At 72.1% G+C, this 26,136-nt stretch carries 22 protein-coding genes and 1 pseudogene; 13 read left to right on the top strand and 10 right to left on the bottom strand.

The annotated features are described in order from the left end of the window. The first annotated feature begins 31 nt into the window (after window positions 1-31). The 6 genes from OG737_RS31425 to OG737_RS31400 are packed head-to-tail and all read left to right on the top strand — an operon-like array spanning window position 32 to window position 9,412. On the top strand, window positions 32-2,476 hold the full coding sequence (locus OG737_RS31425; protein ID WP_328929586.1) for an FAD-dependent oxidoreductase: 2,445 nt from the start codon (window positions 32-34) through the stop codon (window positions 2,474-2,476). A 24-nt stretch (window positions 2,477-2,500) separates the two neighbouring features. After that, window positions 2,501-3,670 carry an N-methyl-L-tryptophan oxidase gene (gene solA, locus OG737_RS31420; RefSeq protein ID WP_328929585.1) on the top strand — a complete coding sequence of 390 codons (1,170 nt, stop codon included), beginning with the start codon at window positions 2,501-2,503 and terminating at the stop codon, window positions 3,668-3,670. Between the two features lie 10 nt (window positions 3,671-3,680). Continuing rightward, window positions 3,681-4,811: an aromatic ring-hydroxylating dioxygenase subunit alpha gene (locus OG737_RS31415; RefSeq protein ID WP_405922280.1), complete on the top strand. Its 1,131-nt coding sequence runs from the start codon at window positions 3,681-3,683 to the stop codon at window positions 4,809-4,811. Then, on the top strand, window positions 4,804-6,276 hold the full coding sequence (locus OG737_RS31410; protein WP_328929583.1) for an aldehyde dehydrogenase family protein: 1,473 nt from the start codon (window positions 4,804-4,806) through the stop codon (window positions 6,274-6,276). The genes OG737_RS31415 and OG737_RS31410 overlap by 8 nt, the downstream gene beginning before the upstream one ends. 29 nt (window positions 6,277-6,305) lie before the next feature. After that, entirely contained in the window at window positions 6,306-7,859 is a 1,554-nt protein-coding gene (locus OG737_RS31405; RefSeq protein ID WP_328929582.1) for an amino acid permease, read from the top strand. After that, the gene (locus OG737_RS31400; protein ID WP_328929581.1) at window positions 7,856-9,412 is read left to right on the top strand and encodes a GMC family oxidoreductase N-terminal domain-containing protein; all 1,557 of its coding nucleotides are present in this window, start codon (window positions 7,856-7,858) and stop codon (window positions 9,410-9,412) included. Before OG737_RS31405 ends, OG737_RS31400 begins: the two co-directional genes overlap by 4 nt. Window positions 9,413-9,496: 84 nt before the next feature. Here the strand turns inward: OG737_RS31400 and OG737_RS31395 are convergent, their stop codons facing one another. The 5 genes from OG737_RS31395 to OG737_RS31375 form a co-directional block, all read right to left on the bottom strand. Continuing rightward, the gene (locus tag OG737_RS31395; RefSeq protein WP_328929580.1) at window positions 9,497-12,031 is read right to left on the bottom strand and encodes an FtsX-like permease family protein; all 2,535 of its coding nucleotides are present in this window, start codon (window positions 12,029-12,031) and stop codon (window positions 9,497-9,499) included. Between the two features lie 73 nt (window positions 12,032-12,104). Continuing rightward, the gene (locus OG737_RS31390) at window positions 12,105-12,941 is read right to left on the bottom strand and encodes an ABC transporter ATP-binding protein (protein WP_405676803.1); all 837 of its coding nucleotides are present in this window, start codon (window positions 12,939-12,941) and stop codon (window positions 12,105-12,107) included. A 90-nt stretch (window positions 12,942-13,031) separates the two neighbouring features. Further along, entirely contained in the window at window positions 13,032-14,294 is a 1,263-nt protein-coding gene (locus OG737_RS31385) for a sensor histidine kinase (RefSeq protein WP_405922462.1), read from the bottom strand. Continuing rightward, on the bottom strand, window positions 14,291-14,959 hold the full coding sequence (gene cseB / locus OG737_RS31380) for a two-component system response regulator CseB (protein WP_405681292.1): 669 nt from the start codon (window positions 14,957-14,959) through the stop codon (window positions 14,291-14,293). Before cseB ends, OG737_RS31385 begins: the two co-directional genes overlap by 4 nt. Before the next feature lie 528 nt (window positions 14,960-15,487). Continuing rightward, window positions 15,488-15,898, bottom strand: a complete 411-nt coding sequence (locus tag OG737_RS31375; protein ID WP_405922279.1) for a hypothetical protein — start codon at window positions 15,896-15,898, stop codon at window positions 15,488-15,490. Between the two features lie 695 nt (window positions 15,899-16,593). Between OG737_RS31375 and OG737_RS31370 the strand changes: the two are divergent. After that, window positions 16,594-17,343: pseudogene (locus tag OG737_RS31370) on the top strand (cytochrome P450); the annotation flags it as partial. Here the strand turns inward: OG737_RS31370 and OG737_RS31365 are convergent. Beyond that, window positions 17,295-17,669, bottom strand: coding sequence for a phosphotransferase (locus tag OG737_RS31365; RefSeq protein WP_405922461.1), 375 nt, complete (start codon window positions 17,667-17,669; stop codon window positions 17,295-17,297). The pseudogene OG737_RS31370 and the gene OG737_RS31365 overlap by 49 nt on opposite strands. Window positions 17,670-17,853: 184 nt before the next feature. Then, window positions 17,854-19,296 carry an FAD-dependent oxidoreductase gene (locus OG737_RS31360; protein WP_405922278.1) on the bottom strand — a complete coding sequence of 481 codons (1,443 nt, stop codon included), beginning with the start codon at window positions 19,294-19,296 and terminating at the stop codon, window positions 17,854-17,856. 39 nt (window positions 19,297-19,335) lie between these two features. On the opposite strand from OG737_RS31360, the gene OG737_RS31355 reads away from it, so the two are divergent. The 4 genes from OG737_RS31355 (at window position 19,336) to OG737_RS31340 (ending at window position 22,626) form a co-directional block, all read left to right on the top strand. Beyond that, window positions 19,336-19,986: a TetR/AcrR family transcriptional regulator C-terminal domain-containing protein gene (locus tag OG737_RS31355; RefSeq protein ID WP_328929574.1), complete on the top strand. Its 651-nt coding sequence runs from the start codon at window positions 19,336-19,338 to the stop codon at window positions 19,984-19,986. Window positions 19,987-20,089: 103 nt separating this feature from the next. Beyond that, window positions 20,090-21,001 (top strand): class II aldolase/adducin family protein, encoded by a 912-nt coding sequence (locus OG737_RS31350; RefSeq protein WP_328929573.1) that lies wholly within the window; start codon window positions 20,090-20,092, stop codon window positions 20,999-21,001. Window positions 21,002-21,010: 9 nt separating this feature from the next. Further along, the gene (locus OG737_RS31345) at window positions 21,011-21,754 is read left to right on the top strand and encodes a TetR/AcrR family transcriptional regulator (RefSeq protein ID WP_405922277.1); all 744 of its coding nucleotides are present in this window, start codon (window positions 21,011-21,013) and stop codon (window positions 21,752-21,754) included. After that, the gene (locus OG737_RS31340) at window positions 21,751-22,626 is read left to right on the top strand and encodes an alpha/beta fold hydrolase (protein ID WP_405922276.1); all 876 of its coding nucleotides are present in this window, start codon (window positions 21,751-21,753) and stop codon (window positions 22,624-22,626) included. The genes OG737_RS31345 and OG737_RS31340 overlap by 4 nt, the downstream gene beginning before the upstream one ends. 534 nt (window positions 22,627-23,160) lie before the next feature. Here the strand turns inward: OG737_RS31340 and OG737_RS31335 are convergent. After that, complete coding sequence (locus OG737_RS31335; RefSeq protein WP_328929569.1) at window positions 23,161-23,478, bottom strand: hypothetical protein; 318 nt, start codon at window positions 23,476-23,478, stop codon at window positions 23,161-23,163. 153 nt (window positions 23,479-23,631) lie between these two features. Here OG737_RS31335 and OG737_RS31330 point away from each other — a divergent pair, with 153 nt between their 5' ends. Continuing rightward, a complete protein-coding gene (locus OG737_RS31330) occupies window positions 23,632-23,787 on the top strand; it encodes a CsbD family protein (protein ID WP_405681294.1) in 156 nt (51 codons plus the stop codon). A 139-nt stretch (window positions 23,788-23,926) separates the two neighbouring features. Here OG737_RS31330 and OG737_RS31325 read toward each other — a convergent pair whose 3' ends face one another. Further along, window positions 23,927-25,036 (bottom strand): hypothetical protein, encoded by a 1,110-nt coding sequence (locus OG737_RS31325; RefSeq protein ID WP_405922275.1) that lies wholly within the window; start codon window positions 25,034-25,036, stop codon window positions 23,927-23,929. Between the two features lie 306 nt (window positions 25,037-25,342). Then, entirely contained in the window at window positions 25,343-25,636 is a 294-nt protein-coding gene (locus tag OG737_RS31320) for an acylphosphatase (RefSeq protein ID WP_328929566.1), read from the bottom strand. Window positions 25,637-25,745: 109 nt separating this feature from the next. On the opposite strand from OG737_RS31320, the gene OG737_RS31315 reads away from it, so the two are divergent. Further along, on the top strand, window positions 25,746-26,132 hold the full coding sequence (locus tag OG737_RS31315) for a VOC family protein (protein ID WP_328929565.1): 387 nt from the start codon (window positions 25,746-25,748) through the stop codon (window positions 26,130-26,132). Window positions 26,133-26,136: the final 4 nt, after the last annotated feature.

The raw sequence follows: 26,136 nt of genomic DNA, 5'->3' as shown, positions 1-26,136 counted from the left end.
CCGTCCGTCCCCACCCGACTCAAGGAGGGGCATGTCCCACGCGCCCGCACCCAGTCCCCGTGTCGTGGTCATCGGCGCCGGCATCGTCGGCTGCTCGCTCGCCGACGAACTGACCGCCCGCGGCTGGAGCGACGTCACGGTCCTCGAACAAGGCCCGCTCCCCGCCCCCGGGGGTTCCACCTCGCACGCCCCTGGTCTCGTCTTCCGGACCAACCCGTCGAAGACGCTGAGCGCGTTCGCCGGGTACACCATCGAGAAGTTCGGCGCACTCGAAGTCGACGGTCTGCCCTGCTTCAACCCGGTGGGCGGTCTGGAACTGGCCACCACCGAGGAGCGTCTGGCCGACCTCCACCGCAGGGCCGGATACGCCGCGTCCTGGGGCATCCGCGGCGAGCTGGTCTCCGCCGAGCGGTGCAAGGAGCTGTGGCCGCTGCTGGACACGAGCAAGGTCCTCGGCGGGTTCTTCACCCCGGACGACGGCCTCGCCCGCGCCGTCCTCGCCTGCCGCGCCCAGATGGAGCGCGCCGAGGGCCGCGGCGCCCGGTTCCTGGAGCGGCACACCGTCACCGGCATCGAGCGGGAGGACGGCCGGGTGACAGGGGTCGTCACCGACCGGGGTGTCTTCTCCGCCGACCACGTCGTATCGGCGGCCGGCTTCTGGGGTCCGGTCGTCGGCCGGATGGCGGGCGTCGACGTGCCCCTGCAGCCGCTCGCCCACCAGTACGCGAAGACCCGCCCCCTGCCGGAGCTCGCGGGCGCGGGCGACCCGCGCACCGAGGCGTCCCGGCCGATCCTGCGGTTCCAGGACCGCGACCTGTACTTCCGCGAGCACACCGACAGGATCGGCATCGGCAGCTACGCCCACCGGCCGCTGCCCGTCGACCCCTTCACCGTCCCGGCCTACGACGAGGCACCGGTCATGCCGTCCTCGTACCCCTTCACACCGGAGGACTTCGCACCGAGCTGGCAGGACTGCCGGGAACTGCTGCCCGCGCTCGCCGGAAGCGAGGTCGAAGAGGGATTCAACGGCGTCTTCTCCTTCACACCGGACGGCATGCCGCTGCTCGGCGAGTCCCGCGCCCTGCGCGGGTTCTGGCTCGCCGAGGCCGTGTGGGTCACCCATTCGGCGGGGGTTGCGAGGGCCGTCGCGGAGTGGATGGTGGAGGGCCGGCCCCGGATCGACGTCCACGAGTGCGATCTCACCCGCTTCGAGGACGCCCAGCGCTCCCCCGCGTACGTCGCCGACCGCGGGGCCCGGCAGTTCGTCGAGGTGTACGACGTCCTGCACCCGCTGCAGCCCATGGAGCAGCCGCGCCCCCTGCGGGTGAGCCCCTTCCACCCCCGCCAGGAGCAACTCGGGGCCCGCTTCCTGGAGGGCGGCGGCTGGGAGCGACCGCACTGGTACGAGGCGAACGCCCCGCTCGCCGAGTCCATCGACCTGCCGGGGCGGGACTCCTGGTCGGCCCGCTACTGGTCGCCGGTCGCCGCCGCCGAGGCACGGGCGACCCGTGAGAAGGTCGCCCTGTACGACATGACCCCGCTGCGCAGGCTGGAGGTCACCGGCCCCGGCGCCCTGGCCTTCCTGCAGCGCATGACCACCAACGACCTCGCCAAGAAGCCAGGCGCGGTGACCTACACCCTGCTGCTCGACGAGACCGGTGGCATCCGCTCGGACCTCACCGTGGCCCGCCTGGCCGCCGACCGCTTCCAGATCGGCGCCAACAGCCGCGCCGACGAGGACTGGCTGCTGCGCCACGCGCCCGACGACGTGCGGATACGCGACATCACCTCCGGCACCTGCTGCATCGGGGTGTGGGGCCCTCTCGCCCGCGCGCTGGTGCAGCCGCTGACCCGGGACGACTTCTCCCACCAGGGCTTCGGCTACTTCCGCGCCAAACAGACCTACCTCGGCCACGTACCCGTGACGGCGATGCGGCTGAGCTACGTCGGCGAGCTCGGCTGGGAGCTGTACACCGGCGCCGACCTCGGGCTGCGGCTCTGGGACACGCTCTGGGAGGCCGGGCGGGAGCACGGCGTGATCGCCGCGGGCCGCTCCGCCTTCAACAGCCTGCGCCTGGAGAAGGGCTACCGCTCATGGGGCCACGACATGACCGACGAGGACACCCCGTACGAGGCCGGGCTCGGTTTCGCCGTACGCATGGACAAGGGCGACTTCGTCGGACGGGCTGCTCTGAAGCAAGCGGGCGAGCCCCGGCGCAAGCTCACCGCACTGCTGCTCGACGACCCCGCGGCCGTCGTCCTCGGCAAGGAACCGGTGTATGCCGGCGGTCTGCCCGCGGGGTACGTGACCAGCGCCTCGTACGGCTACACACTGGGCCGCTGCGTCGCGTACGCGTGGCTGCCCCCACTCACCGCGGGCACCCCGGTACACATCGAGTACTTCGGCGAGAAGGTCCCCGCGACCGTCGCCGACGAGCCGCTGTTCGACCCCGGCATGAGCCGCATCCGCCGCTAGGGAGCGTCCGAGGAGGACCCCACCGTGTCACCCACCTATGACGTGATCGTCGTCGGCCTGGGCGGAATGGGCAGTGCCGCCGCCCACCACCTGTCCGCGCGCGGTGTGCGCGTGCTCGGCCTGGAGAAGTTCGGACCGGTCCACAACCGCGGTTCGAGCCACGGCGGTTCGCGCATCACGCGGCAGTCGTACTTCGAGGACCCCGCGTACGTGCCGCTGCTGCTGCGCTCCTACGAGCTGTTCGACGCACTGGAGCGAGACACCGGCCGGGACATCGCCACGCTGTGCGGCGGCGTGATGGTCGGCCGTCCCGATTCCCGGACGGTGTCCGGTTCGCTGCTCTCGGCCCTGCGGTGGGACCTGCCGCACGAGATGCTCGACGCGAAGGAGATCCGCCGCCGCTTCCCCACCCTCACCCCGGCCGAGGACGAGGTGGCGCTGTACGAGGCGCGGGCCGGGCTCGTCCGGCCGGAGAACACGGTTGCCGCCCACCTCCAGCTCGCGACGCGTTCTGGCGCGGATCTGCACTTCGAGGAGCCGATGGTGCGCTGGGAGCCGTACCGCGACGGGGTACGGGTCCACACCGCCGAGGACACCTACACCGCGGGCCAGCTGGTGATCTGCCCGGGTGCCTGGGCGCCGCAGCTGCTCACCGACCTGGGCGTGCCGTTCACCATCGAGCGGCAGGTCATGTACTGGTTCCAGCCCGAGGGCGGCACCGGTCCCTTCCTCCCCGAGAACCATCCGATCTACATCTGGGAGGACGCGGACGACGTCCAGTTCTACGGCTTCCCCGCGATCGACGGTCCCGGCCTCGGCGCGAAGGTGGCGTTCTTCCGCAAGGGCACGGTGTGCACGCCGGAGACCATCGACCGGATCGTGCGCGAGGAGGAGGTCGCGGCGATGGCGGAGCAGCTCTCCCGGCGCATCCCGTCCCTGCCCGGCCGTTTCCTGAAGGCCGCCACCTGCATGTACTCCAACACCCCCGATGAGCATTTCGTGATCGCCCGCCATCCGGAGCACCCCGGCTCGGTGACCGTGGCGTGCGGGTTCTCCGGCCACGGCTTCAAGTTCGTGCCCGTCGTCGGCGAAATCGTCGCCGACCTGGCGCTGAACGGCGTCACCGAGCACCCCATCGAACTCTTCGACCCGCGCCGGCTGTCCGCGACGACCACGCCCGCGCCTTCCGCCTGAGGAGTCCGCCTTGACGGCCACCGACCTCCCGCCCAGCCTGATCGCCACGCTCCCCGGCCGCTTCTACACCGACCCGGACGTCTTCCGGCGGGAGCAGGAGCGGCTCTTCGAATCGATGTGGTTCTGCGCCGTACGCGGCTCCGACCTCGCCGGACCCGGTGCGTTCCGTACCGTCCAGGTCGGCCGCGAGAGCGTGATCGTGACCCGTAACCGGGCCGGAGAGCTGCGCGCCTTCCTCAACGTCTGCCGGCACCGCGGCGCCCGGCTGTGCACCGAGGAGTCCGGCGAGGTGCGGCGCGCGCTCCAATGCCCGTACCACGCCTGGACGTACGACCTCGACGGCAAGCTGATCGCCGCTCCCAACCTGGTGAAGATGCCCGACGTCGACCGCACCACCTACGGCCTGGTGACGGTGCAGCTGCGCGAATGGCTGGGCTACGCGTGGGTGTGCCTGGCCGACGAGGCGCCGTCCTTCGAGGAGACCGTGATCGGCGCGGCCGTGGAGCGGCTCGGCGACACGGCGTCCATCGAGCGGTACGGCACGGAGGATCTCGCGCTCGGCCGAAGGATCACGTACGACGTGAAGGCGAACTGGAAGCTGATCGTCGAGAACTTCATGGAGTGCTACCACTGCGCGACGATCCATCCCGAACTCACCGATGTGCTCCCGGAGTTCGCGGAGGGCTACGCGGCGCAGTACTACGTGGGGCACGGCGCGGCGTTCGCCGAGGAGGTCGAGGGCTTCACCGTCGACGGCAGCGCGGGGTTCGCCAAGCTGCCCGAGGTGGCCGAGGAGCAGGACCGGCGCTACTACGCCATCACGGTCAAGCCGACCGTGTTCATCAACCTCGTCCCCGACCATGTGATCCTGCACCGGATGTTCCCGCTCGCCGAGGACCGCACGATCGTCGAGTGCGACTGGCTGTACGCGCCGGAGGTCGTCGAGTCGGGCACGGACGTGTCGAAGTCCGTGGAGCTGTTCCACCGGGTCAACGTCCAGGACTTCGACGCCTGCGAGCGCACCCAGCCCGCGATGGCGTCGCGCGCGTACCGGGCGGGCGGCGTGCTGGTGCCGGCCGAGCACCACATCGGGATCTTCCACGCCTGGCTGACCGAGAGGCTGGGAGGCACCGGTGCCTGATCTGTTCATCGGCGGCGTGTGGACGGCTGCCCGCGACGGGCGCACGCGGGAGATCCGCTGTCCCGCCGACGGCACTCTCGTCGCGGAGGTCGACGAGGCGGACGGCAAGGACACGTCCGACGCGATCGCCGCGGCCCGCCGGGCGTTCGACGAGGGCCCGTGGCCGGGTACTTCCGCCGCCGACCGCGGCGACCTGCTGCTGCGCGTCGCCGATCTGATCGCCCGCGACATGGACGCGCTGGCCCGCGCCGAGTCCCTCGACACCGGCAAGCGGCTGGTGGAGAGCGCGTACGACATCGGCGACGTCGTGAAGTGCTTCCGGTACTTCGGGCGGCTCGCCCCCGTCGAGACCGGACGGGTGATCGACACGGGCACGGCGAACGCCGACAGCCGGGTGGTGCACGAGCCGGTCGGGGTCTGCGGGCTCGTCACGCCGTGGAACTATCCGCTGCTCCAGACGGCGTGGAAGGTCGCGCCGGCCCTCGCCGCGGGCAACACCTTCGTCCTGAAACCGAGCGAGCTCACCCCGCACACCGCGATCCACCTGATGCGTCTGCTCGCCGAGGCGGGACTGCCCGACGGGGTCGCCAACCTCGTGCTCGGCGCGGGCCCCGAGGTGGGTGCGCCGCTCGCCGACCACCCGGGCGTCGACCTGCTCTCCTTCACCGGTGGTCTGCAGACCGGCCGCCGGCTGATGGCGGCGGCCGCCGGGACGGTGAAGAAGGTCGCGCTCGAACTGGGCGGCAAGAACCCGAACATCGTGTTCGCGGACGCCGACTTCGAGACGGCGGTGGACATGGCGCTGACCGCGGTGTTCCTGCATTCGGGGCAGGTCTGTTCCGCGGGGGCGCGGCTGCTCGTCGAGGACGCGCTGCACGACCGGTTCGTCGACGAGATCGTGCGCAGGGCCGGCGAGATCCGCCTGGGAGGTCCCTTCGACGAGCGGGCCCGGACCGGGCCGCTGATCTCGGCCGCGCATCGCGCCAAGGTCGAGGCCTACGTCACGCGGGGCGTCACCGAGGGCGCGGTGCTGCGCTGCGGCGGCGCCCGGCCCGAGGGGCCCGCGTACAACCGGGGCTTCTACTACCTGCCGACGGTCCTCGACGAGTGTCACGCGGGGATGTCGGTGGTACGGGAGGAGTCCTTCGGCCCGGTCCTGACGGTGGAGCGGTTCCGCGACGGCGACGAGGACGAGGCCGTGCGGCTCGCGAACGACACGGTCTACGGTCTCGCGGGCGCGGTGTGGACGGGCGACGAGGGCAGGGCCCGGCGCGTCGCGGGACGGCTGCGCCTGGGCACCGTATGGATCAACGACTACCACCCCTATCTGCCGCAGGCGGAGTGGGGCGGGTTCAAGCAGTCAGGCACGGGGCGGGAGCTCGGTCCGACCGGTCTCGCGGAGTACCGCGAGACGAAGCACATCTGGCGCAACACCGCACCCGAGCCGCAGGGCTGGTTCGCCTGAAACAACCTCTACTGTCCAGGAGTTGACCCATGGAAACTGCTCCACCCTCCCCGCCGGGCGACGACGCGGAACTCGCCGAGTTCGGCTACCGTCCCGAACTCAAGCGGACGCTCGGCAACTTCCACACCTTCGCAGCCGGCATCTCCTACATCTCGATCCTCACGGGCACCTTCCAGCTCTTCTACTTCGGATACGCCAGCGGCGGTCCCGCCTATTGGTGGTCCTGGCCGATGGTCTTCGCCGGCCAGTTCATGGTCGCGCTCTGCTTCGCCGAACTGGCCGCCCGCTATCCCGTGGCCGGGTCCATCTACAACTGGGCTAAGAAGGTGGGGAACGGACACGTCGGCTGGCTCGCCGGCTGGATGATGCTCATCGCCTCGATCGTCTCCATCGCCGCAGTGGCCCTCGCCTACCAGCTCACGCTTCCTCAGATCTCGTCCGTCTTCCAGTTCGTCGGAGACGGGACCGGGACGTACGACGTGGCGACCAACGCGGTGGTCCTCGCCTCCGTCCTGATCCTCTTCACCACGGTCGTGAGCGCCTTCGGCGTCAAGCTGATGGCGCGGATCAACACCGCGGGTGTCTTCCTCGAACTCATCGCGACCGTGGTCCTGATCGTGCTGCTCGCGGTGAACGTCGTACGCGGCCCGCAGGTCGTCACCGACACGGCCGGCACCGGCTCCGGCCAGCCCCTGGGCTATTTCGGGGCGTTCCTGATCGCCTCGCTCGCCTCGGCCTACGTGATGTACGGATTCGACACCGCGGCCTCGCTCGGCGAGGAGTCCCTCGACCCCTCGCGCAACGCGCCGCGCGCCATCATCCGCGCGATCGTCGCCTCGTTCGTCCTGGGCGGCCTCGTCCTGATCCTCGCGCTGATGAGCGTGTCGAGTCTGCGCGGCGAGAAGCTCTCCACCGACGGGTTGCAGTACGTCGTCCTCGACGTCCTCGGCCCGACGGCGGGCAAGGCGATGCTGTGGTGCGTGCTGATCGCCGTCACCGTCTGCGCGCTCGCGGTGCACACGGCGGCCGTCCGGCTCGCCTTCGCCATGGCCCGGGACAACAATCTCCCCGCCTCCTCCCGGCTCGCGAAGGTCAGCCCGCGGTTCGGCACCCCGATCCTGCCGACCGTGATCATCGGGGTGCTCGCCCTCGCGATCCTGCTGGTCAACATCCGCCAGCCGCAGATCTTCACCGTGGTCACCAGCATCGGCATCGTGCTGATCTACGTCGCCTATCTCCTGGTCACCGGGCCGATGCTGGTGGCGCGGCTGCGCGGCCGGTGGCAGCCCGCCGAGGGCAAGTTCTCACTCGGCCGCTGGGGACTGCCCGTCAACATCGTCGCCGTGGTGTGGGGGGCGGCGATGACCCTCAACCTCATCTGGCCGCGGTCGGCCGTGTACAACGCGGCGGCCCCGTACCACTGGTACCTGCGCTGGGGCGCGGTGCTGTTCGTCGGCGCGATCGCGCTGGGCGGCTTCGCCTACTACTGGTTCGTCCAACGGCACCGTACGGGCGTCCTCGCCGAACACGCCGCCGTGGCCCGCCCCGAGCCCGTCGCACTGGAGGAGGTCACCCCCTCATGAGCGGAGAGGCCGGAGAGTTCGACTACGTCGTGGTCGGCGGCGGAACCGCGGGCAACGTCGTCGCGGCGCGGCTGAGCGAGGACCCGTCCGTCACCGTGTGCGTCCTGGAGGCGGGTCCGAGCGACGTCGGGGACGACAGCGTCCTGAAGCTGGAACGGTGGATGGGCCTGCTGGAGTCCGGCTACGACTGGGACTACCCGGTCGAGCCGCAGGCCAGGGGCAACAGCTTCATGCGGCACGCGCGCGCCAAGGTGCTCGGTGGCTGCTCCTCGCACAACTCCTGCATCGCCTTCTGGGCGCCCGCCGAGGACCTGGACGACTGGGCGGCGGCCGGCTGTGCGGGCTGGAGCGCGGCGGACCTGTTCCCGCTGTACCGGAGGCTGGAGAACAACGACGCTCCGGGGGACCACCACGGCCGGTCGGGACCGGTGAAGCTGCGTACGCTCAAGGGCGAGGACCCGTGCGGCGCCGCCCTCCTCCAGGCGTGTGCGCAGGCGGGCATACCGACGACCCCGTTCAACACCGGCTCGACGGTGGTGCGGGGTGCCAACTGGTTCCAGATCAACGCCGACGAGAACAACATCCGCCAGTCCTCCTCGGTGGCCTACCTCCACCCGGTGCTGGGCAAGCGCCCCAACCTGGAGGTACGCACCGGGGTGCGGGCGAAGAAGCTGGCGTTCGACGGGCCGCGGTGCGTCGGCGCCGAGTACCTGGACCCGGATCTCGTCCACACCCGTACGGTCCGCGCGCGCCGCGAGGTGGTCGTCTCCTGCGGCTCGATCGACACTCCGAAGCTGCTGATGCTGTCGGGCATCGGCCCGGCGGAGCATCTGCGCGAGGTGGGCGTGGAGGTGCTCGTGGACTCCGCGGGGGTCGGCGAGAACCTCCAGGACCACCCCGAGGGCGTCGTCATGTGGGAGGCGAGGCAGCCGATGACCACCAGGTCGAGCCAGTGGTGGGAGGCGGGCATCTTCTACGACACCGAGCCGGGTCTGGACCGGCCGGACCTGATGTTCCACTACGGCTCGGTGCCCTTCGACATGAACACCGCGCGGCACGGCTATCCGACGTCCGAGAACGCCTTCTGTCTGACGCCGAACGTGACGCGTGCCAGGTCGCGCGGGACGGTGCGGCTACGGACGCGCGACTACCGCGACAAGCCCAGGGTCGACCCCAGGTACTTCACGCACGAGCACGACACGCGGGTGATGAGAGCCGGCATCGGGCTGGCCCGCCGGATCGCCGCGCAGCCGGCGCTCGCCGGGTGGGCGGGGGCCGAGCTCGCCCCGGGCCCCGACGTCCGCACCGCCGACGAGCTGTTCGACTACGTCCGCAAGACGCACAACACCGTCTACCACCCGTCCTGCACGGTGAAGATGGGGGCCGACGGCGATCCCATGGCGCCGCTCGACGCCCGGCTGCGGGTCAAAGGGGTCGACGGGCTGCGGGTCGCGGACGGATCGGTCATGCCGGATCTCGTCACCGTCAACCCGTGCATCACGACGATGGTGATCGGCGAGAAGTGCGCCGATCTCCTGCGCGCGGACGCGTGACGACCGGCCCCGTGGCCGAACGCGGAGGACCCCGGCCTCGGGCCGGGGTCTTCCGCGCGAGGTGCCTCGCCGGTGGAGCGGTCGCTACGCCGCCGTCGCGGCGGGAATGTCCACGCGGGCGGCCCGGCGGGCCGGCCAGAGCGAGGCGACCAGCGCGCCCGCCAGGGCGATGAGCACGCCGAGAGCGAGGCGACCCCAGGGAAGGACCAACGTGTAGCCGGCGACGCTCTCCTGCAGCGTGCGCCCGAGCGCCCAGCCCAGGAAGACGCCCAGGACCGTGCCGACGGTCGCGCCGAGCGCGCCGACGAGCAGGGCCTCCAGGCGGACCATCCGGGTCACTCCGGCACGGTCCAGGCCGAGGGCGCGCAGCGTGCCGATCTCCTTGCGGCGTTCGAGGACGGACATAGCGAGGGTGTTGGCGATGCCCAGCGCGGCGATCACCAGGGCCATGCTCAGCAGGGCGTAGAAGACGTTGAGCTGGTCGCCGATGGTTCCGCTGTCCTCGGCTCGAATGGCGGCCCGGTCGAGGACGGCCAGGGCGGGGTTGTCGCCGAGGGCGTGGGTGATCTTGCCGAGCGCGGCCCGGCCGGGTCCGCCGTCCGTGGCGACGAGGATCCCGGCGGTGTGCGGGGTGGAGTCGTAGCGGGCGACGAGGGAGTCGGGTGCGGTGATGCTGGGCAGCAGGTTGCTCTGCTCGTCCGCCCGGTAGACGGCGCCGATGGTGACGCTGCCGCGCTGGTCGTCCTGACGCTCCAGGGGGAGCGTCTGACCGACGTGCCAGCCGGCCTTCCTGGCCTTGAAATCGGCCACGGCGATCTGGCCCTTGGCGAGGCAGTCGAGAGAGCCCTCGGCCACGTCGTAGCGCAGCAGTCGGCCGATGGCGGCGGGGTCGACGCCGGTCAGCACGGAGGAAGTGCCGGCCAGGCGGTATTCGGTGGACTGGTTGAGCGGGCTGACCGTGGCGCCGGGCAGCTTCCGCAGCGCCTCCGCGGTGGCGGGGGTCATCCGCATGCCGCCCTCGGCGGCCTTCACCAGGTAGTCGGCCGTGAAGTCGTGGGTGGTCGCGCGGTCGAGGTACTGGGCGGCGGAGGCCCCGAGGACCGACAGGCCCGAGGCGAGGGTGAGGGCGATGGCGAGCGCGGCGGCGGTGGCGCCGGTGCGGCGCGGGTCGCGGACGGTGTTGCGGGCGGCGAGGTTTCCGTGCACCGGGTGGAGACGGTTCAGCAGCGGCTGGAGCAGGGCGACGAACGGCCGGGACAGCAGCGGGATGAGGCCGATCGCGCCGGCCAGGGTGAGGGCCGCGCCGAGGCCGATGACGGTGCGGGCGTCCTTCCCGGTGGTGAGGGCCCCGTACACCACGGCGGCGGTGCCGGTGAGCACCAGCGCGGCACTGATGCCGCCCCGCAGGGAGCCGGCGCGCGCGGGCGCCGTGGGCTCGGCCGCGCCGAGCGCGGCGACGGGCGGGATGGCCATGGCCCGGCGGATCGGAAGCCACGCGGCGACCATGGGCAGGGCCGTGCCGGCCAGCATGGACGTGATCACGGTGCCCGGGGTGAGGACGAGCGGGCCGGCCGGGGTGTCGGCGGCGGCGAAGAGCGTCCGGAGCAGGGCGGCGACCCCGGTGCCGACGGCGAGTCCGGCCGCGGAGGCGACCGCGCCGACGAGCAGGGACTCGGTCAGCAGGATGCGGCGCACCTGCCCCCGCGAGGCGCCGACGGCCCGCATCAGGGCCAGCTCCCTGGTGCGTCGGGCGATGAGCATGGTGAAGGTGTTGGAGATGAGGAAGGTGGCGACGAACAGGGCTACGGCGGCGAAACCCAACAGGATCTGGCTCATGGTGTCGCTGTCGCCGGTGGCGAGGTTCGCCTGGATCCGGGCGAGCTGGGCACCGGTGGCTGCGCCGGCGTCCTGGGGCAGCACCGACTCGACGCGGCGCAGGAGCTGCTGCGCGTCCGTGCCGGGAGCGGCCGTGAGCTCGACGATCTGGTAGCGGCCGGGCTGGAGGAAGAGCCGCTGGGCGGCGGCGTCGGTGAACAGTGTCAGGCTGCCCCCGGAGGATCGCGTGGTCCCGTCGGTACGGAAGACCCCGCTGAGGGTGTAGGAGGAGGCGCCCTCGTCCGTGCCGACGCGCACGGTGTCACCGACGCGGTAGCCGCCCCGCGCGGCGGTCGTCTCGTCGAGGGCGACCCTGTCGTCGCCGGTCGGCCCGGAACCCTGGGTGAACCGGTAGGCGGGGTCCGTGCCGTCGGCTCCCGGGGAGAAGTTCCCGCCCTTGTGGGACGATCCGTGGCCGAGCAGCTGGCCGTCGCGGCCCGCGACCGCGGCGAAGCCGTCGACCCGGCCCGCGGCGACGGCGACGCCGGGGACCCGGGACAGGGTGGTGACGGTACTGGCGTCGAGCCCGGCCGGGCGGCCGCCGCCGGTGGCGGAGGACTCGGGGAAGACGCTGACGGCGATGCGCTCGTAGCCGTCGGTCGCCCGGGCGGTGAGGGCACGGTTCAGGCTGTCGCCGAAGACGAGGCTGCCGGAGATGAAGGTGACGCCGAGCATGACCGCGAACGCGGTCATCAGGAGGCGGGCCTTGTGCGCGGACACGTTGCGCAGGGCGGTACGGAACATGGGATGCGGATCCTGGGGGGCTGGCTCGGCGGATGCGAGCGGGTGGCTGCTTCGATGCGCGTTCGGTGCTGGGTCAGCTGGTGCGCGAGCGGGTGTCGAATGCCTTCATCCGGTCCAGCACCCGGTCCGCGGTGGGACGTGTCATCTCGTCGACCAGGCGGCCGTCGGCGAGGAAGACCACGCGGTCGGAGTAGCCCGCGGCGACGGGGTCGTGGGTGACCATGACCACGGTCTGGCCCAGCTCGCGCACGGAGTCGCGCAGGAAGCCGAGGACCTCCGCCCCGGCACGGGAGTCGAGGTTGCCGGTGGGCTCGTCGCCGAAGACGATCGCGGGGCGGGAGACCAGGGCGCGGGCGACCGCGACGCGCTGCTGCTGCCCGCCGGACAGCTGTCCGGGACGGTGGTCGAGGCGCTGGGAGAGGCCCACCATGGAGACCACGTGGTCCAGCCACTGCTGGTCGGGCCGGCGGCCGGCGATGGTCAGCGGCAGCGTGATGTTCTCCAGCGCGGTCAGTGTCGGCAGCAGGTTGAACGCCTGGAAGATGAAGCCGATCCGGTCCCGGCGCAGCTCGGTGAGCCGGCGGTCGTCGAGCGTGCCCAGTTCGGTGGTGCCGATGCGGACGGAGCCGGAGCTGAACGAGTCGAGTCCGGCGGCGCAGTGCATCAGGGTGGACTTGCCGCAGCCGGAGGGACCCATGATCGTCGTGAACTCGCCCACCCGGAAGGAGATGCTGACACGGTCCAGGGCGACGACGCGGGTGTCTCCGCTGCCGTAGACCTTCGACAGGTCGGTGGTGGCGGCCGCGGTCCCGGTCGTCGGGTGCGGCGTGAGCGTGGCGATCACGTCACGGGGGTCGGCGGTCACGGGGACTCCTCTTCGGGTGCGGTCTTCGGGTGCGGAAGGGTGCATGCCAAAGGGTGTCCGGGGGACGTATCAGGAACTCAGCAGCCGTGTATCGGCGTCCGCTCCGCTTCGTAGCGGTTCTGCGGGGCCGGGCGGTCAGGCCGGCAGGCGCAGGGTGGCGACGGCGCCGCCGTCCGGGGCGTTGTCCAGGCGCAGTTCGGCGCCGAGGAGCCGGGCCTGGCCCTGGGCGATGGTCAGGCCCAGGCCGTGGCCCGAACCGCGCTCCGGCCTGCCCGTGTGGAACCGGCGCGGGCCGTCGCGCAGCAGATCGGGCGGGAAACCGGGACCGTGGTCGCGCACGACGACGGTACGGCCCTCGACGGTGACCTGCACCGGGGTGCTCCCGTGCCGGTGGGCGTTGACGACGAGGTTGCTGACGATCCGTTCGAGACGGCGCGGATCGGTCTCCACGGTCTGCGCGGTCTCCGCCTCGGCGACGGCGACCTCCGCGTCGAGGCCGGTACGCGCCACGGCCTCGGAGACGACCGCGTCGAGCGGGACATGGGCGCGCACCGGCTGTTCGGCGCCGGCGTCCAGCCGGGAGATCTCCAGCAGGTCCTCGACCAGACCGCGCAGATCGCGCACCCGGGCACGGAGCAGGTCCTCCGTCTCACCGGGCGGCAGCAGATCGGCGGCGGCCAGCAGACCGCCGACCGGAGTACGCAGCTCGTGGGCCACGTCCGCGGTGAACTGGCGCTCGGTGCGCAGCCTTCGGCTCAGGCTGTCCGCCATGCGGTCGACGGTGGCGGCGATGTCGGACACCTCGTCGCGGCCCTTGGTGGGCCCGGTTCGGGCATCCAGGTCCCCGGCGGAGATCCGGCCCGCGGTCTCGGAGACCCGCCCCAGCCGGCGGCCGAGCAGCCCGGCTCCGTAGACGGCCAGCGGCGTGGCCGCCGCGAGCGCGACCAGCGAGGCCACGGCCATGATCACGTCGAGCCGGCGCAGTTCGTGGAGTTCCGAGCTCATGTTGACGTGGACGGCCAGCACCCGGCTGCCCGGGCCGTCGACCCGCTGGGCGCCCCAGACGCTCGGGCCCAGATTCCCGAGGACCTGTGCGTCGTAGGCCGTGTGCCGGGCGTCGTCGGCCGGGCGCCGCAGTGTGGCGGGCAGCTCGGCCGGATCGAGCTCGGCGCCGTCCGCCAGGATTCCGGTACGACGGTAGGTGTCCATGGCCGAGTACAGGCTGTTGAAGGCCTGCCCTTCGGCCCGGCTCCGGATGTCCTGTGCGGTCCACAGGTGCACGAGCACGCCCACGGCCGCCGCGACCAGGCAAGCGGTGGACGCGGCCAGCGCGGCGATCTTCCAGCGCAGGGGCACGCGGGCGGACCGCGGCCGGTGGAACGGGCGCACCGGGCTCAGCGCCTGAGCTTGTAGCCGAAACCGCGGACCGTCTCGATCCGGTCGCGGCCCAGCTTGCTGCGCAGCCGCTGCACGCACAGGTCCACGACCCGGCTGTCGCCGTCCCAGCCGTACTCCCACACGTCCCGCAGCAGGGTGTGCCGTTCCAGCACGATGCCCGGGTGGGCGGCGAACTCCAGCAGCAGCTTCAGTTCGGTCGGGGTCAGCGCCACCGGGCTTCCCGAGACGAACACCTCCAGGCCGCCGGTGTCGATGGTCAGGTCCCCGAAGACCAACAGCTCACGCCCGGACGGTGACGGCCCGTCGCCCGTGGCCCGCTCAGGTTCCGGGGAGGGCGCGTAGGTCGCCCGCCGCAGCAGCGAACGGATGCGTGCCACGAGCACGTAGGTGTCCACGGGTTTGACCACGTAGTCGTCCGCCCCGGCCTCCAGACCGGCGACGACGTCGAGTCCGTCGCCGCGGGCGGACATCATCAAAACCGGCACCAGGCTGGTCTCCCGGACCCTGCGGCACAGGCCGATCCCGTCCAGGCCGGGCAGCATCACGTCCAGAATCAGCAGGTCGAAGCTTTCGTCGCGGAAGAGCTCCAGCCCCGCCAGCCCGTCGGCCGCGGCCTTCATCCGGTATCCGTAGCGCTCGAGGGCGACGGTGAAGGACCGGCGCATCAGGTCGTCGTCCTCCACCAGCAGTACGCGCACGGGGCGCGGAGAGGCCGGGGCCGGGACGGACGAGGGCACGGGCAGATCACTCCTGTTCGGACGAACGGACGGACGGACGGATGGTCGGGAGGTACGCGCCGCGCGTGCGCTCACGCGCGGCCGATGACCTGAACGAACGATAGGGCAGACACCGGGCGTGGCCGTTGCGTCGCATACCGGACACGCGTCACAGCCGTGGCAGCACCTTCCATCCGCTGACGCCCAGGTCAGGCCGGTCGGCACGGCTCAGTCGGGGGCCAGGTCCACGACACTCCGGCTCCGGGCGGCCCCCTTCGGCACTGCCCGGCACACCGATTCGATGGACAACCAAGCGCTCCCTGATACCTGCCCGATACGAAAGCCGTCCGGGGCGGTGCGCCGCTCCGAGATCACGGCACCGGTCGGGCGCGGGATGTCGCGCTCATGGAGAATCCCGCCCGATCTGAGCGATCGGACGGGATTCTCACGATGGAACGGGGAGCCTCGCCTGTGCGGCTACTTGCCGGTGGGCCCACCCTGATGCGGCGCGGGCGCGGGCGCCGGTGCGGGTGCGGGTGCGGGCGCGGGCGCGGGGTCGACCGGCTTCGGGTCGATGGCCTTCGGCTTCTCGGGCTTGAACTCGCAGTACACCTTGCCGCTGACGAACTTGCAGCCGGGCATGTTCTCGATGTCGCGAGCCCTGTTGCCCTTCTTGCCCTTCTTGTTCTTGGTACCGCTGTTGTGGCTCTTGTTCTTGCCCTTCGGGTCGCCGTGCGCCGGCTTGCCCTGGACAGCTGTCGTGGTGACACCGGCGTGCGTCGTCGCGGGGGCGGCGAAGGCACTCGAGGGGAGCAGGGCGCCTCCGGCGGCCAGGGCCGTCGACAGGCCGAGCATCACGAAACGCTGCTTGCGGGTAGTGCGGATCACGGTGGTTCTCCTTCGGGAAAGGGTTCGTGGTGTGTGGTGTGCGGTGCGGGCTGAGGGGGTCATCCGTCCTCGGTGAACCCGCATCTCCAGTAAGCCCCGCCGAGCAGACAAGGTCATGTCCCCACATTTCGTACCTTGACAGACGGGGACACCTCTGGGCCGCGGATTCCCGGCCCTCCGTACACGGCAGGCGCGCCCGGGGCACGTCACATGGCTCTCTGACTCCCCTGCGCAAGCTGGCCCTCGTAGCGGTCTCCGCCGCCGCGCTTCTCGGTGCCGGATCGGCGTACGCCGCATCGAGCTCCGCCCCTCTGTCAGACGATCCCTCAGGGGCGAGGGCCCTGCGCCAGAGTTCGGTGAGGAGCGCGTTCAGCTCCTCCACTCCACACAGCGCGTATTACTACTACTACGTACAGGAGCGCTGACCCGTGTCGTCGATCTCCGTGCCTCCCGGTCCCCTCGGGACCGGGAGGCACGGCAGCAGACGCGCATTCGACCGGGACCGGCTCGGCTTCCTGCTCCACCAGCGGGAGTACGGCGACCTGGTGCGCTTCGACGACGAGCTGTACGTAGTGAACTCGCCGGGCCTGGCGGAGGAGGTGCGCAAGCACACCAACAGCACCTACACCATCACGCGGGACCTGCTGGGCGAGGAGGCCGACGGAGGCCGCGCCTCGGAGGACCTGGCCCGGTGGATGCGTGCCCGCAGCCTGGCGGGGCGCGGCCTGAACCGGAGCGGATTGCGCGCCGCCGGGGACGGCCTCGCGGCGACGGCGGCCCGTCACGCGGAATCCTGGCGGGCCCGGGGCAGGATCGAGGCGATCCCCGCGCTGGAGGAGCCCAGCGCCCGGCTCATCGCCGAGTTCTGTCTGGGGCCCGAGGTCGGCCAGGTCCCCGCCTTGGTGGCCCGTCTGCAGGATGCGCGACTGCCCGGCACCGTGCCCCTGCCCCTGCCCGCCCGCTGGCCGTCGCCGCGCAGGCGGCGCCTGCACCGTGTCGGACGGGAGCTGACCTCGGAGGTGTCCCGGCTGCTCGACCTGCGCAGAAGGCGGCAGGAGGACTCCCCCGGAGTCGTCGCGGACCTCCTCAACACCGCGTGCGACGAGGACGCGATCACGCGCGAGGAGGCGGTCAGCATCGTCGTCGCCAACCTGTTCGCCGCCCACGAGACCACCGCCGCCGCGCTGGCCTGGCTCTTCCTCCTCCTCGACCAGAACCCGCAGGTGCGTCGGCGGGTGCTGGCCGAGGTCGACCGGGAGCTGGCGGGCCGGCTGCCGACCGCGGCCGGCCTGCCCCGCCTGGTCGTCACCGAGGCGGTCGTGAAGGAGACGCTCCGGCTCTACCCGCCGCTCTGGTTGCTGGAAAGGACGGTGGACCAGCCCACCGAACTCGCCGGCTACCCACTGCGCCCCGGCCAGCGGGTCGCGGTCAGCCCCTTCGTGCTCCACCGGGACCCGCGCAACGTGTCGGCGACGTCGCGGGCCATGGCCACCGCCCGTGCGACCGGCAGCGGGCCCGTGCGCAGGATGTCGGCCAGGGTCCGGCCGTCGATGTACTCCATGACCAGGAACGGGACGGCCTCGGCGCCGTCGACGTCCTCGCCGACGTCGTACGGCGTCGCCACGCCCTGGTGGGAGAGGGCCGCGCCGGTCCGTGCCTCGCGGCGGAACCGTTGGCGGAACTTCTCCGGACGGGTGAGTTCGACGGGTAACACGTTCACGGCCACGGTACGGCCGAGCTCGCGGTCGACGCCCTTCCAGACCTCGCCCATGCCCCCTCAGCCCACCAGCCGCAGCAGTTCGTACCGCCCCGCCAGAACGCGCATACCCGAGTGCTCCCCCGCCGCTCGACGGCCATTGCCGCGGCCACCGTACCCAGCGGCGTCCCGGGTGGACAGGGCGTGCGCCCGCCGGGCTCGAACGCCGCTCTCCCTTTCCGCGGCGCAGCGGACGCGGTCAGCACATCTGGACGCCCACCTCGGCCGCGTACCGCTTCGCTCCTTCGGCCGTCTCGCCCGCCCACCCGACGTAACCGTCGGGCCGGACGAGGAACACCCCGTCCCCGTACAGCTCGTACGACGGGATCCGCGCGGTACGGCAGGTGGGGAGCTCCGGCAGGTCCGGGCCCGTGCCGACCGCCAGCAGTGTCCAGTGCGGCCCCTGGAACACGTCGAAGAGCCGTACGCCGCCGCGGATCCCGTCCGGCGCCCGGTCGCCCGCCCGCAGGACATCCTCGGACAGGCCGGTGCGGGTCTCCACCGCGAGGGATGAGCCCCGGTAGCCCAGGCCAAGCTGGTTGGTGGCTTCGCCGCGCCGGACCTCGCCCCGGTGGACCCGGGTGGACAGGCCGAGCATTTCCGCGGCGATGGGCAGCCGCTCCTCCTCGTAGGAGTCGAGGAGGGACTCGGGAGCCGCGCCGCTCAGCACCGCGCCCAGCTTCCAGCCCAGGTTGTACGCGTCCTGGACGCTGGTGTTGAGCCCCTGGCCGCCCGCGGGCGAGTGGACGTGCGCGGCGTCCCCGACGAGGAAGACGCGGCCCTCGCGGAACCGGTCGGCCATCGCGGCCCGCGGCCGGAAGTCCGAGGCCCAGCGCACCTCGGTCACGGCGTCGGGCGCGAGGTGCGAGTACGCGGCGACGAGCTCACGGATGCCGTCGAGGGAGAGGTCTGTCTCCGAGCCCGCCGGGAGCTGCGCCGCGACCTGGAAGTCCTCCGTGCCGGCCAGCGGGCAGATCGCGAGGAAGCCCCTGCCGTCGGCGGGCGGGAAGACGTGCCAGTTGTCACGGTCGAGCCCCGTGATCCGGACGTCGGCCACCAGCATCGGATTCGGGTCCACGGTCTCGCCGGTCATGCCGATCCCGAGGGCGCGCCGCACGGTGGAACGGCCGCCGTCGGCGGCGACGGCGTAGCGTGCGCGGACGGGGGCGCCGGAGGCGAACTCGGCCGTCACGCCGCCCCGGTCCTGCGTGATCCCGACCAGCTCCCGGCCGAAGGCGACGTCCGCGCCCAGCTCCGTCAGCCGCGCGAAGAGGATCTCCTGGGTGCGCCACTGCGGCACCATCCAGGTTTCGCTGTACGGCGAGCCCTCGCTCGACCCGCTCTCGTCGAACATCCGGTGCTCGCCCTGGCGGTTGCCGTCCTGCCAGATCATCCCGACCGGGTAGGACGCGCCCGCGGCCCGGATCGCGTGGTGCAGGCCGAGGTCGTCGAGGACCTCCAGCGTGCGGGGCTGAAGACCCTTGCCCCGCGATCCGGGGAAGAGCCCGACCGCCCGTTCCACGAGGAGGGCCCGCACCCCGCGCCGGGCGAGGTCGACGGCGAGCGCGAGGCCGGCGGGGCCCGCTCCGACGATCAGTACGTCCGTGTCCACGACATTCTCCTTAACAGCGTTAAGTTCCATGCCCCAGAGAGTGCCCTTAACGGTGTTAAGCTGTCAAGCGTGGTTACCCGGAAATCCCCCAAGATGGACAAGAAGCAGGCCGTCGCGACCGGCCTGAGGCTGCTGAACGACGCCGGACTCGACGGGCTCACCCTGCGGGCCATCGCCAAGGAGCTGAACGTCCAGGCGCCGGCCCTGTACTGGCACTTCAAGAACAAGCAGGAACTGCTCGACGAGATGGCGACGGAGATGTACCGCCGGATGGTCGCCGACTCGCGGCTCACCCCGGGCGCCACCTGGCAGCAGCGGCTCCTGGACGTCAATCGAGGCCTGCGCACCGCGCTGCTCGGCTACCGCGACGGCGCGAAGGTCTTCAGCGGATCGCGCTTCACCGGCACCGAGCACGCGGTCCAGATGGAAGAGAACCTCCGCGCCCTGGTGGAGGCCGGCTTCGAACTGTCCGCCGCCGTCCGGGCCACTTCCACGGCCTACTTCTTCACCCTCGGCTTCGTCACCGAGGAACAGGGCGTCGAGTCGCTCCCGGGCGAGCGCAGGGAGGGCTACGACGTCGACGAACGCGCCGCACGCATGGGCGACTTCCCCCTCGCCGCAGCCGCGGGCGCCGACCTCTTCCAGGACTTCGACGCGGGCTTCGAGGAAGGCCTGCGCCTGGTGATCGCGGGCATCGAGGCGCGGTACGGGGTCGGCTGACCACCGCCGCACCAGGCACCGGCGGCCGACCCGGGTCTTGCGCTGTGCGTCCAATGGACTCATTATGTGCGTCCAACGGACGCACATCGGAGTGAGGCGGGGCGTGGACGAGGCGACGGGCATGCAAGGGCACGACGGGACGGACGCGAAGCCGGACACGGCGACGGACGCGAGGACGGGCCCGGCGACGGGAGCCGCTCCGGGGGACGGCGGCGGGCAAGGGCTGCGCGGCAGCGCGTTCCTCCCGCGGCAGGAGAACCTCGAACTGCCCCTGCCGCCCGTGTTCACCGATCCCGCGCGGGAGCGCGAGCACCGCAAACAGCGGCTCGCCGGCGCCTGCCGCGTCTTCGGTCGCCTCGGCTTCTCCGAAGGGGTCGCCGGGCACATCACCGTGCGCGACCCCGAGTACCCGGACATGTTCTGGGTCAACCCGTTCGGCATGTCCTTCCGGCACGTCCGGGTCTCCGACCTGATCCTCGTCGACCACGAGGGACAGGTCCGCCACGGCAGGCGCCCGGTCAACCGGGCCGGATTCGTGATCCATTCCGCCATCCACGCCGCCCGTCCCGACGTGGTCGCCGCCTGTCACGCCCACGCCCTCCACGGGAAGGCCTTCTCCAGCCTGGGACGCCTGCTGGACCCGATCACCCAGGACGCGTGCGCCCTGTACGAGCAGCACACCGTCCACCGGGACGGCGCCGGTGCCGTGGTGGTCGAGGAGGAGGCCGGCCGGCAGCTCGCCGCCGGGCTGGGGCCGCACAGGGCCGTCATCCACCAGAACCACGGCATCTTCACCGTCGGCGAATCCGTCGACGAAGCGGCCTGGTGGTTCATCTCCATGGAGCGCAGCGCCCAGGCGCAGCTCCTGGCGGAAGCCGCGGGCACTCCGCACCTGATCGACCCCGAGGCCGCCCGGCACACCCGGGACCAGACCGGGTTCCCGCTCGCGGGCTGGTTCTCCTTCCAGCCCCTCTGGGACGAGATCGTCCGCACGGAACCCGACCTCTTCGAGTAGGCGCCATCCATGACACCCCAGGCCGAAGCCGAAGCCACCGCCGCCCGCCAGGAGCCCGGATCCCCCGCGTGGTGGCAGGCCCGCTACGCGGAACGCGAGCGCCGCAGGCCCCGCGAGGGCGGGCTGACGCTCGACCGGATCACCGCGGGAGCGCTCGAACTGGCCGACCGTGAGGGCCTGGAGGCGCTCACGATGCGCCGGCTCGGCGACCACCTCCAGGTCCGCCACACCTCCCTGTACCGGCACGTCGCGAGCCGGGAGGAGCTGTTGATCGCGACCGTCGACCACATGCTGGGCGAGATCCGGCTGCCCTCGCTCGACGGGGACTGGCGGGCCGGTCTGGAAGGCGGGGCCCGGGAGTTCCGCCGGGTCCTCGCGGCGCACCCTGCGGTCGTCCCGCTGCTGACCACCGGTCAGTTGCTGGGTCCCCATGCCCTGCGAGCCCGTGAGCACGCCCTCGAGCAGCTCCTCGCCCACGGGTGGTCGCCCCGGTCGGCCGTCCACGTCTACCTCACGGTCACCCACTTCGTGATCGGTGCCGCGGTCCTCGACTCCGGCGGCGCGGCGCGCACCGCCGGACAGCGTGCCGCGATGGCCGACCTGTTCGCCTCCCTTTCCCCGCGCACCCACCCGGTGGTCCACCGCCACGCCGAACTGCTCAACTCACTCGACTCCGAGGCCGAGTTCGAGTTCGGCCTGCGGACACTGCTGCACGGGCTGAGCCACCTGCACGCCGAGGAGGCCTCTGGATGACCGGCGACCGGGTCCTGCCGCCGCTGCGCCGCTGGACCGAGGGCGGCGGCACCGTGCGGATCGGCGGTCACTCGGTCTTCGTACGCCAGGACGGGCTCGCGCACGGCGCGCCCGTCACCCTCGTCCACGGCTTCCCGACCTCCTCCCACGACTGGGCGGCCGTGGTCCCGGCCCTCGTCGCGGCCGGACTCCGGGTCACCACGCTGGACCTGCTCGGCTTCGGGGAGAGCGACAAGCCCCGACGCCACCGCTACTCGGTGCTCGACCAGGCCTCTCTCGTCGAGGAGGTCTGGCGCCGGTACGGGATCGGCAGCACCGCCCTGGTCGCGCACGACTACGGGGTGAGCGTCGGCCAGGAACTGCTGGCCCGCGACCCGGCCCGGATCGCCCGCATGGCCTGGCTGAACGGCGGGCTCTATCCCGATCTGCACCGCCCCGTGCCGATCCAGCGCCTGCTGCACGGCCCGCTGGGGCCGCTGCTCGCGCCCCTCACCACGGAGCGGCGGTTCGCCGCGACCCTGCGCGGGGTGCTGGGACGGCCGGTCCACGACGAGGACGTGCGCGACCTGTGGGCGGCGGCGTCCCGCGCCGGCGGCCACCGCCTCGCCCCGAGACTGCTGCGGTACATCGACGAGCGCCGTCGGCTCGCCGCGCGCTGGACCTCGGCCCTGGAGGGCTTTTCCGGGCCCACGCTGTTCGTGTGGGGGCCTGCCGACCCGATCAGCGGCGCGCACGTACTCGCCCGGGTCCGGGCGCGCATGCCGCGGGCCCACGTCGTGGAGCTCGCCGGGCCTCCGGCCGTCGGACACTACCCGCAACTGGAGGATCCGGAGGCGGTCGCAACAGCGCTCACCGGGTTCCTGGCGCCCTGAGGCGAACCCGCTGGGCCTCGGCGCGCAGGCCCGGGTGACCGGCGGACGGGGTCCGGCGCTCGACGTCAGCGGCGCCGGTCGGGGTCGTCGAAGCGGAGTACGGTGTTGACGCCCCGGCGCAGGGCGCGCGCCGTGGGCGGTGGGGCGTAGGAGAGCCGGAACAGGAGCAGTTCGGTCTCGCCCGGGTGCCGCGGGACGAGGGCGGAAAGCCGCTTGCGCAGCTGTGCAGGGTGGCGGTTTCCGTCGCGTCGAGTCCGCCGCCGTCGCCGCGCTCGACGCGGGCCAAGAGGTACAGGGTGTCCCGCACCGCCGTCGCCTCACCGCGGGCCAGTATCCCGGTCAGATCCGACCGTTGCCCGGGGTCGCCCGCGGCGAACAGCCGCGGACGCCAGTGGCTCGCGCCGTCGGCCGCCCGGGCGGCGGAGTTGATCTGCGCTTCCAGACTCATCGTGCACCTTCGGCAGGTCGTGGTCGGGGGCGTCGGCCAGGGTGCCGACTGTACCGACGAGTACGCGGCCACCGCGTGCGGTTACCTCACTCGGTGTCGTCCCGGGCGAGTTCGAGCGCCACTTCTTGGAGGACCTGCTCGGTGGGCCGCTCCGGGTCCATCTCGTCGTAGGCGTCGGCCACCGACTCGAAGGCGAGGATGAATCCGCTGATCAGTGCGCTGAGGGGCTCGGAGAGCTGGCTCAGCACCGACAGCCCGGCCTCCTCGGGTCCCGCGGAAGCCGGAACGATGAACTCGTCGGGGATCACCTCGCCGAGCAGATCGGACACGAATCCTTCCTCGGCGCCGCCGCGCAGGGCTGTGAGGGCGGCGATGGCCTTGAGCTTGATCTCGTTCTCGGTCACGTTTCGAGCGTAGGAGCAAGGCGGCCGGGAGGCCGCCCGACCCACGGTTCGGACTGCGGAGACCGGGAGCGTTTGGAGGGGCCCGAACGGGTTAGGCGCAGCGGAGTAAGAGGTTCCAAACGATGGGAGTGGATCGTGTCGGGCGAAGAGAAGATGAAGGCCAAGAAGGAACAGGCAAAGGGCAAGGCCAAGGAGACCGTGGGCCGCACCGTCGGCAACGAGAGCCTCACCGCGAAAGGTCGTGGGGAGCAGGCCAAGGGCGACGCCCGCGCGGCCAAGGAGAAGATCAAGGACACCTTGGAGGACTAGCGGGTGTGGCAGGCGGGTGCGCAAGCCCGCTCCTCCCTCACGACGGCGCCCCCGGGCCGATGCCCGGGGGCGGCCTCATGACGCGGGAGGGCGACCTGAGCAGCCCCGGGCCGGCCGTCATGGGCCCGTGCGGCGGTGGTCACGAGCCCGTGTAACGGAGGGCCACCGCGACGCCGTCTTCGAGCGGCAGCTCTTCGTCCGGTACGGAGATCAGGTCGGCCTGGGTTCCCGCCGCCGCGCGGATCAAGGCCGCGCCGGGTGCGGGCTCCTCCCAGTAGTAGTGCAGGCCGAAGGCGCTCAGCTCCTCGCCCGTCAGAGCCAGGTGGACGGGGGCGGCGCCGACCCACAAGTGCCGGTCGAGCCGTACGGGCCGGCTGAGGATCAGGGTCTGGGCCTGCCCGCGCTGGAGGGCGGCCACCACGGCGGCGAGTCCTTCGACGTACTCCGGGTGGCGGGCGCGTTGCGCGAGGAAGGTGTCCACCTGGTGCCTGTCGCGATCGCAGAGCCTGCCGTCGAGCAGGATGGCGAGCTCCTCCTCCAGGAGGGCCCGGCCGGTCTCCCGTCGGCGGTGCTGCCCGTCCTTGAGCTTCACGAGCGCGCCGTGCAGCCGGCTCGGTGCGGCCCTCATGAGGCTGTTGACGGCCCACGGGTCCCCGGCCACCACGACCATCTCGGTACCCGCCTCGTCCATCCCGGTCACCAGTTCCCCGACGAGCCGCTCGACCTCCCCGGGCCAGCCGTCCACCGGTATCCGCCGGCGGGAGCGCGCCCCCGGCGCGACGCGGCTCGTCGGCCACCGGCCGCTCTCGCAGTCGATCTCGAGCTCCTCGTCCGCGCCGGGGTGCCCGCCGGTGTGCTCGGGGACGTGCACGCGGTGCAGGATGACCACCGCGTACGGGATGTCCGGGGTGTGCTGAAGGGCGAGCGACAGCGTGTCGGGCAGCATGCCGTACAGCGCCGTGTCACGGGCCGGGGGCTCCGGGAGGCACTCGGCGAGGACGAGCTCCCCGTGGGCGGCGAAGACGGCCTGGCCGTGCCGTCCGGCCACCTCGCGGCCCGTGCCGACGGCGCCGCCGATCGCGTCGACCGTGGCCCGGTCGGCGTCGTGGGCCAGCAGGCTCTTGCGGAGGTCGTGCCATCGCAGTTCCACGGCCCGGTCGGCGTCGTCCAGGTCACGGGAGGTGTCGAGATACACCGAGGCGACGGGGCCGGGATGGGCGTAGAGCGGATCGAGGAACTGCAGCTTCACGGCTTCCTCCCGCGGAGAAGGAGTGCGCGTCGGCGCATCGGCCGCCTCCCCTACAGCGACGGCGGCCGCGGGCTCCCGGGTGCCGGTTCGGCGTCCGGGGCGGGGTTCGGTGCGGGGCGCGGGGCCTGCGGATCACCGGGCCGCGGATGCGTGGGAGGCGCCGGGCTGGGCTCCGACGGATCACGCGGGTGGGGATGCGTGGGCGGGCCGGTCTTCTGATGCCTCATGCTGCGCCCCTACCCCCGTCGGGGAGCCGTAGACGCGACGGGAAAGGGCACCTGCCGGCGGGAGGCGGAACGCGCCCGCTCAGACCGCGTCCCGGGGAGTGGACCGTACTTCGAAGCCGAAGAGTTCCTCCGGCGTGCCGGTCACCTCGCGGACCTCGACGGCGCGGACCTCGGCCGCCGCAGGCCCCGTACGCGCCCACCGCACCATCGCCGCGACGGCGTCCTCGCCCCCTTCGAACCATGCCTCGACATCGCCGTCGGGCAGGTTCCGCACCCACCCCGACACACCGTGCGCCAGCGCCTCACGGCGGCACGTGTCCCGGAAGAACACCCCTTGCACGATCCCCGACACGATCACGCGCTTGCGTACCATGCTCCGACCATAAGGCCGGCCGCGTCCACATTCCGGGCCGCGGGCCCGGGTCGTGCCACAGGTGTGTCGGGAACACCCGACGGGACGCCGCGTGGGCCAAGGTGGGGACATGGTGCATGTATTGGGCAGCAGGATTCTGCTGCGTCCCACGGATCCCGAGCGCTCACGCGCCTTCTACGGCGACACCCTGGAGCTGGCCGTCTACCGCGAGTTCGGCACCGGCCCCGACCGGGGCACGGTCTACTTCCTGGGCGGCGGGTTCCTGGAGGTGTCGGGACGCGCCGAGGCGCCGCCCGCGCCCGGGCTGCAGCTGTGGCTCCAAGTCGCGGACGTGCAGGCGGCGTACGAGGAGCTGAGCGGCCGGGGTGCCGAGGTGCTGCGGCCTCCACGGCGCGAGCCCTGGGGCCTGATCGAGATGTGGATCGCCGACCCCGACGGCGTGCGCATCGCCGTCGTGGAGGTGCCGGCGGACCACCCGCTGCGCTTTCGTCCCTGATCGG

The organism is Streptomyces sp. NBC_00122, assembly GCF_045160845.1.
GTDB lineage: Bacteria > Actinomycetota > Actinomycetes > Streptomycetales > Streptomycetaceae > Streptomyces.
Note: the sequence above shows the minus strand (reverse complement) of the source record. Positions and strands in the feature narration are given on the sequence as shown.

What these genes read in the sequence shown, in the direction of transcription:
- OG737_RS31425 (WP_328929586.1), top strand. Translation starts at nt 32, where the DNA reads ATGTCCCACGCGCCCGCACCCAGTCCCCGTGTCGTGGTCATCGGCGCC.
- OG737_RS31405 (WP_328929582.1), top strand. Translation starts at nt 6,306, where the DNA reads ATGGAAACTGCTCCACCCTCCCCGCCGGGCGACGACGCGGAACTCGCC.
- OG737_RS31400 (WP_328929581.1), top strand. Translation starts at nt 7,856, where the DNA reads ATGAGCGGAGAGGCCGGAGAGTTCGACTACGTCGTGGTCGGCGGCGGA.
- OG737_RS31395 (WP_328929580.1), bottom strand. Translation starts at nt 12,031, where the DNA reads ATGTTCCGTACCGCCCTGCGCAACGTGTCCGCGCACAAGGCCCGCCTC.
- OG737_RS31390 (WP_405676803.1), bottom strand. Translation starts at nt 12,941, where the DNA reads ATGCACCCTTCCGCACCCGAAGACCGCACCCGAAGAGGAGTCCCCGTG.
- cseB (WP_405681292.1), bottom strand. Translation starts at nt 14,959, where the DNA reads ATGCGCCGGTCCTTCACCGTCGCCCTCGAGCGCTACGGATACCGGATG.
- OG737_RS31365 (WP_405922461.1), bottom strand. Translation starts at nt 17,669, where the DNA reads ATGGGCGAGGTCTGGAAGGGCGTCGACCGCGAGCTCGGCCGTACCGTG.
- OG737_RS31360 (WP_405922278.1), bottom strand. Translation starts at nt 19,296, where the DNA reads ATGGAACTTAACGCTGTTAAGGAGAATGTCGTGGACACGGACGTACTG.
- OG737_RS31345 (WP_405922277.1), top strand. Translation starts at nt 21,011, where the DNA reads ATGACACCCCAGGCCGAAGCCGAAGCCACCGCCGCCCGCCAGGAGCCC.
- OG737_RS31340 (WP_405922276.1), top strand. Translation starts at nt 21,751, where the DNA reads ATGACCGGCGACCGGGTCCTGCCGCCGCTGCGCCGCTGGACCGAGGGC.
- OG737_RS31330 (WP_405681294.1), top strand. Translation starts at nt 23,632, where the DNA reads ATGAAGGCCAAGAAGGAACAGGCAAAGGGCAAGGCCAAGGAGACCGTG.
- OG737_RS31320 (WP_328929566.1), bottom strand. Translation starts at nt 25,636, where the DNA reads ATGGTACGCAAGCGCGTGATCGTGTCGGGGATCGTGCAAGGGGTGTTC.
- OG737_RS31315 (WP_328929565.1), top strand. Translation starts at nt 25,746, where the DNA reads ATGGTGCATGTATTGGGCAGCAGGATTCTGCTGCGTCCCACGGATCCC.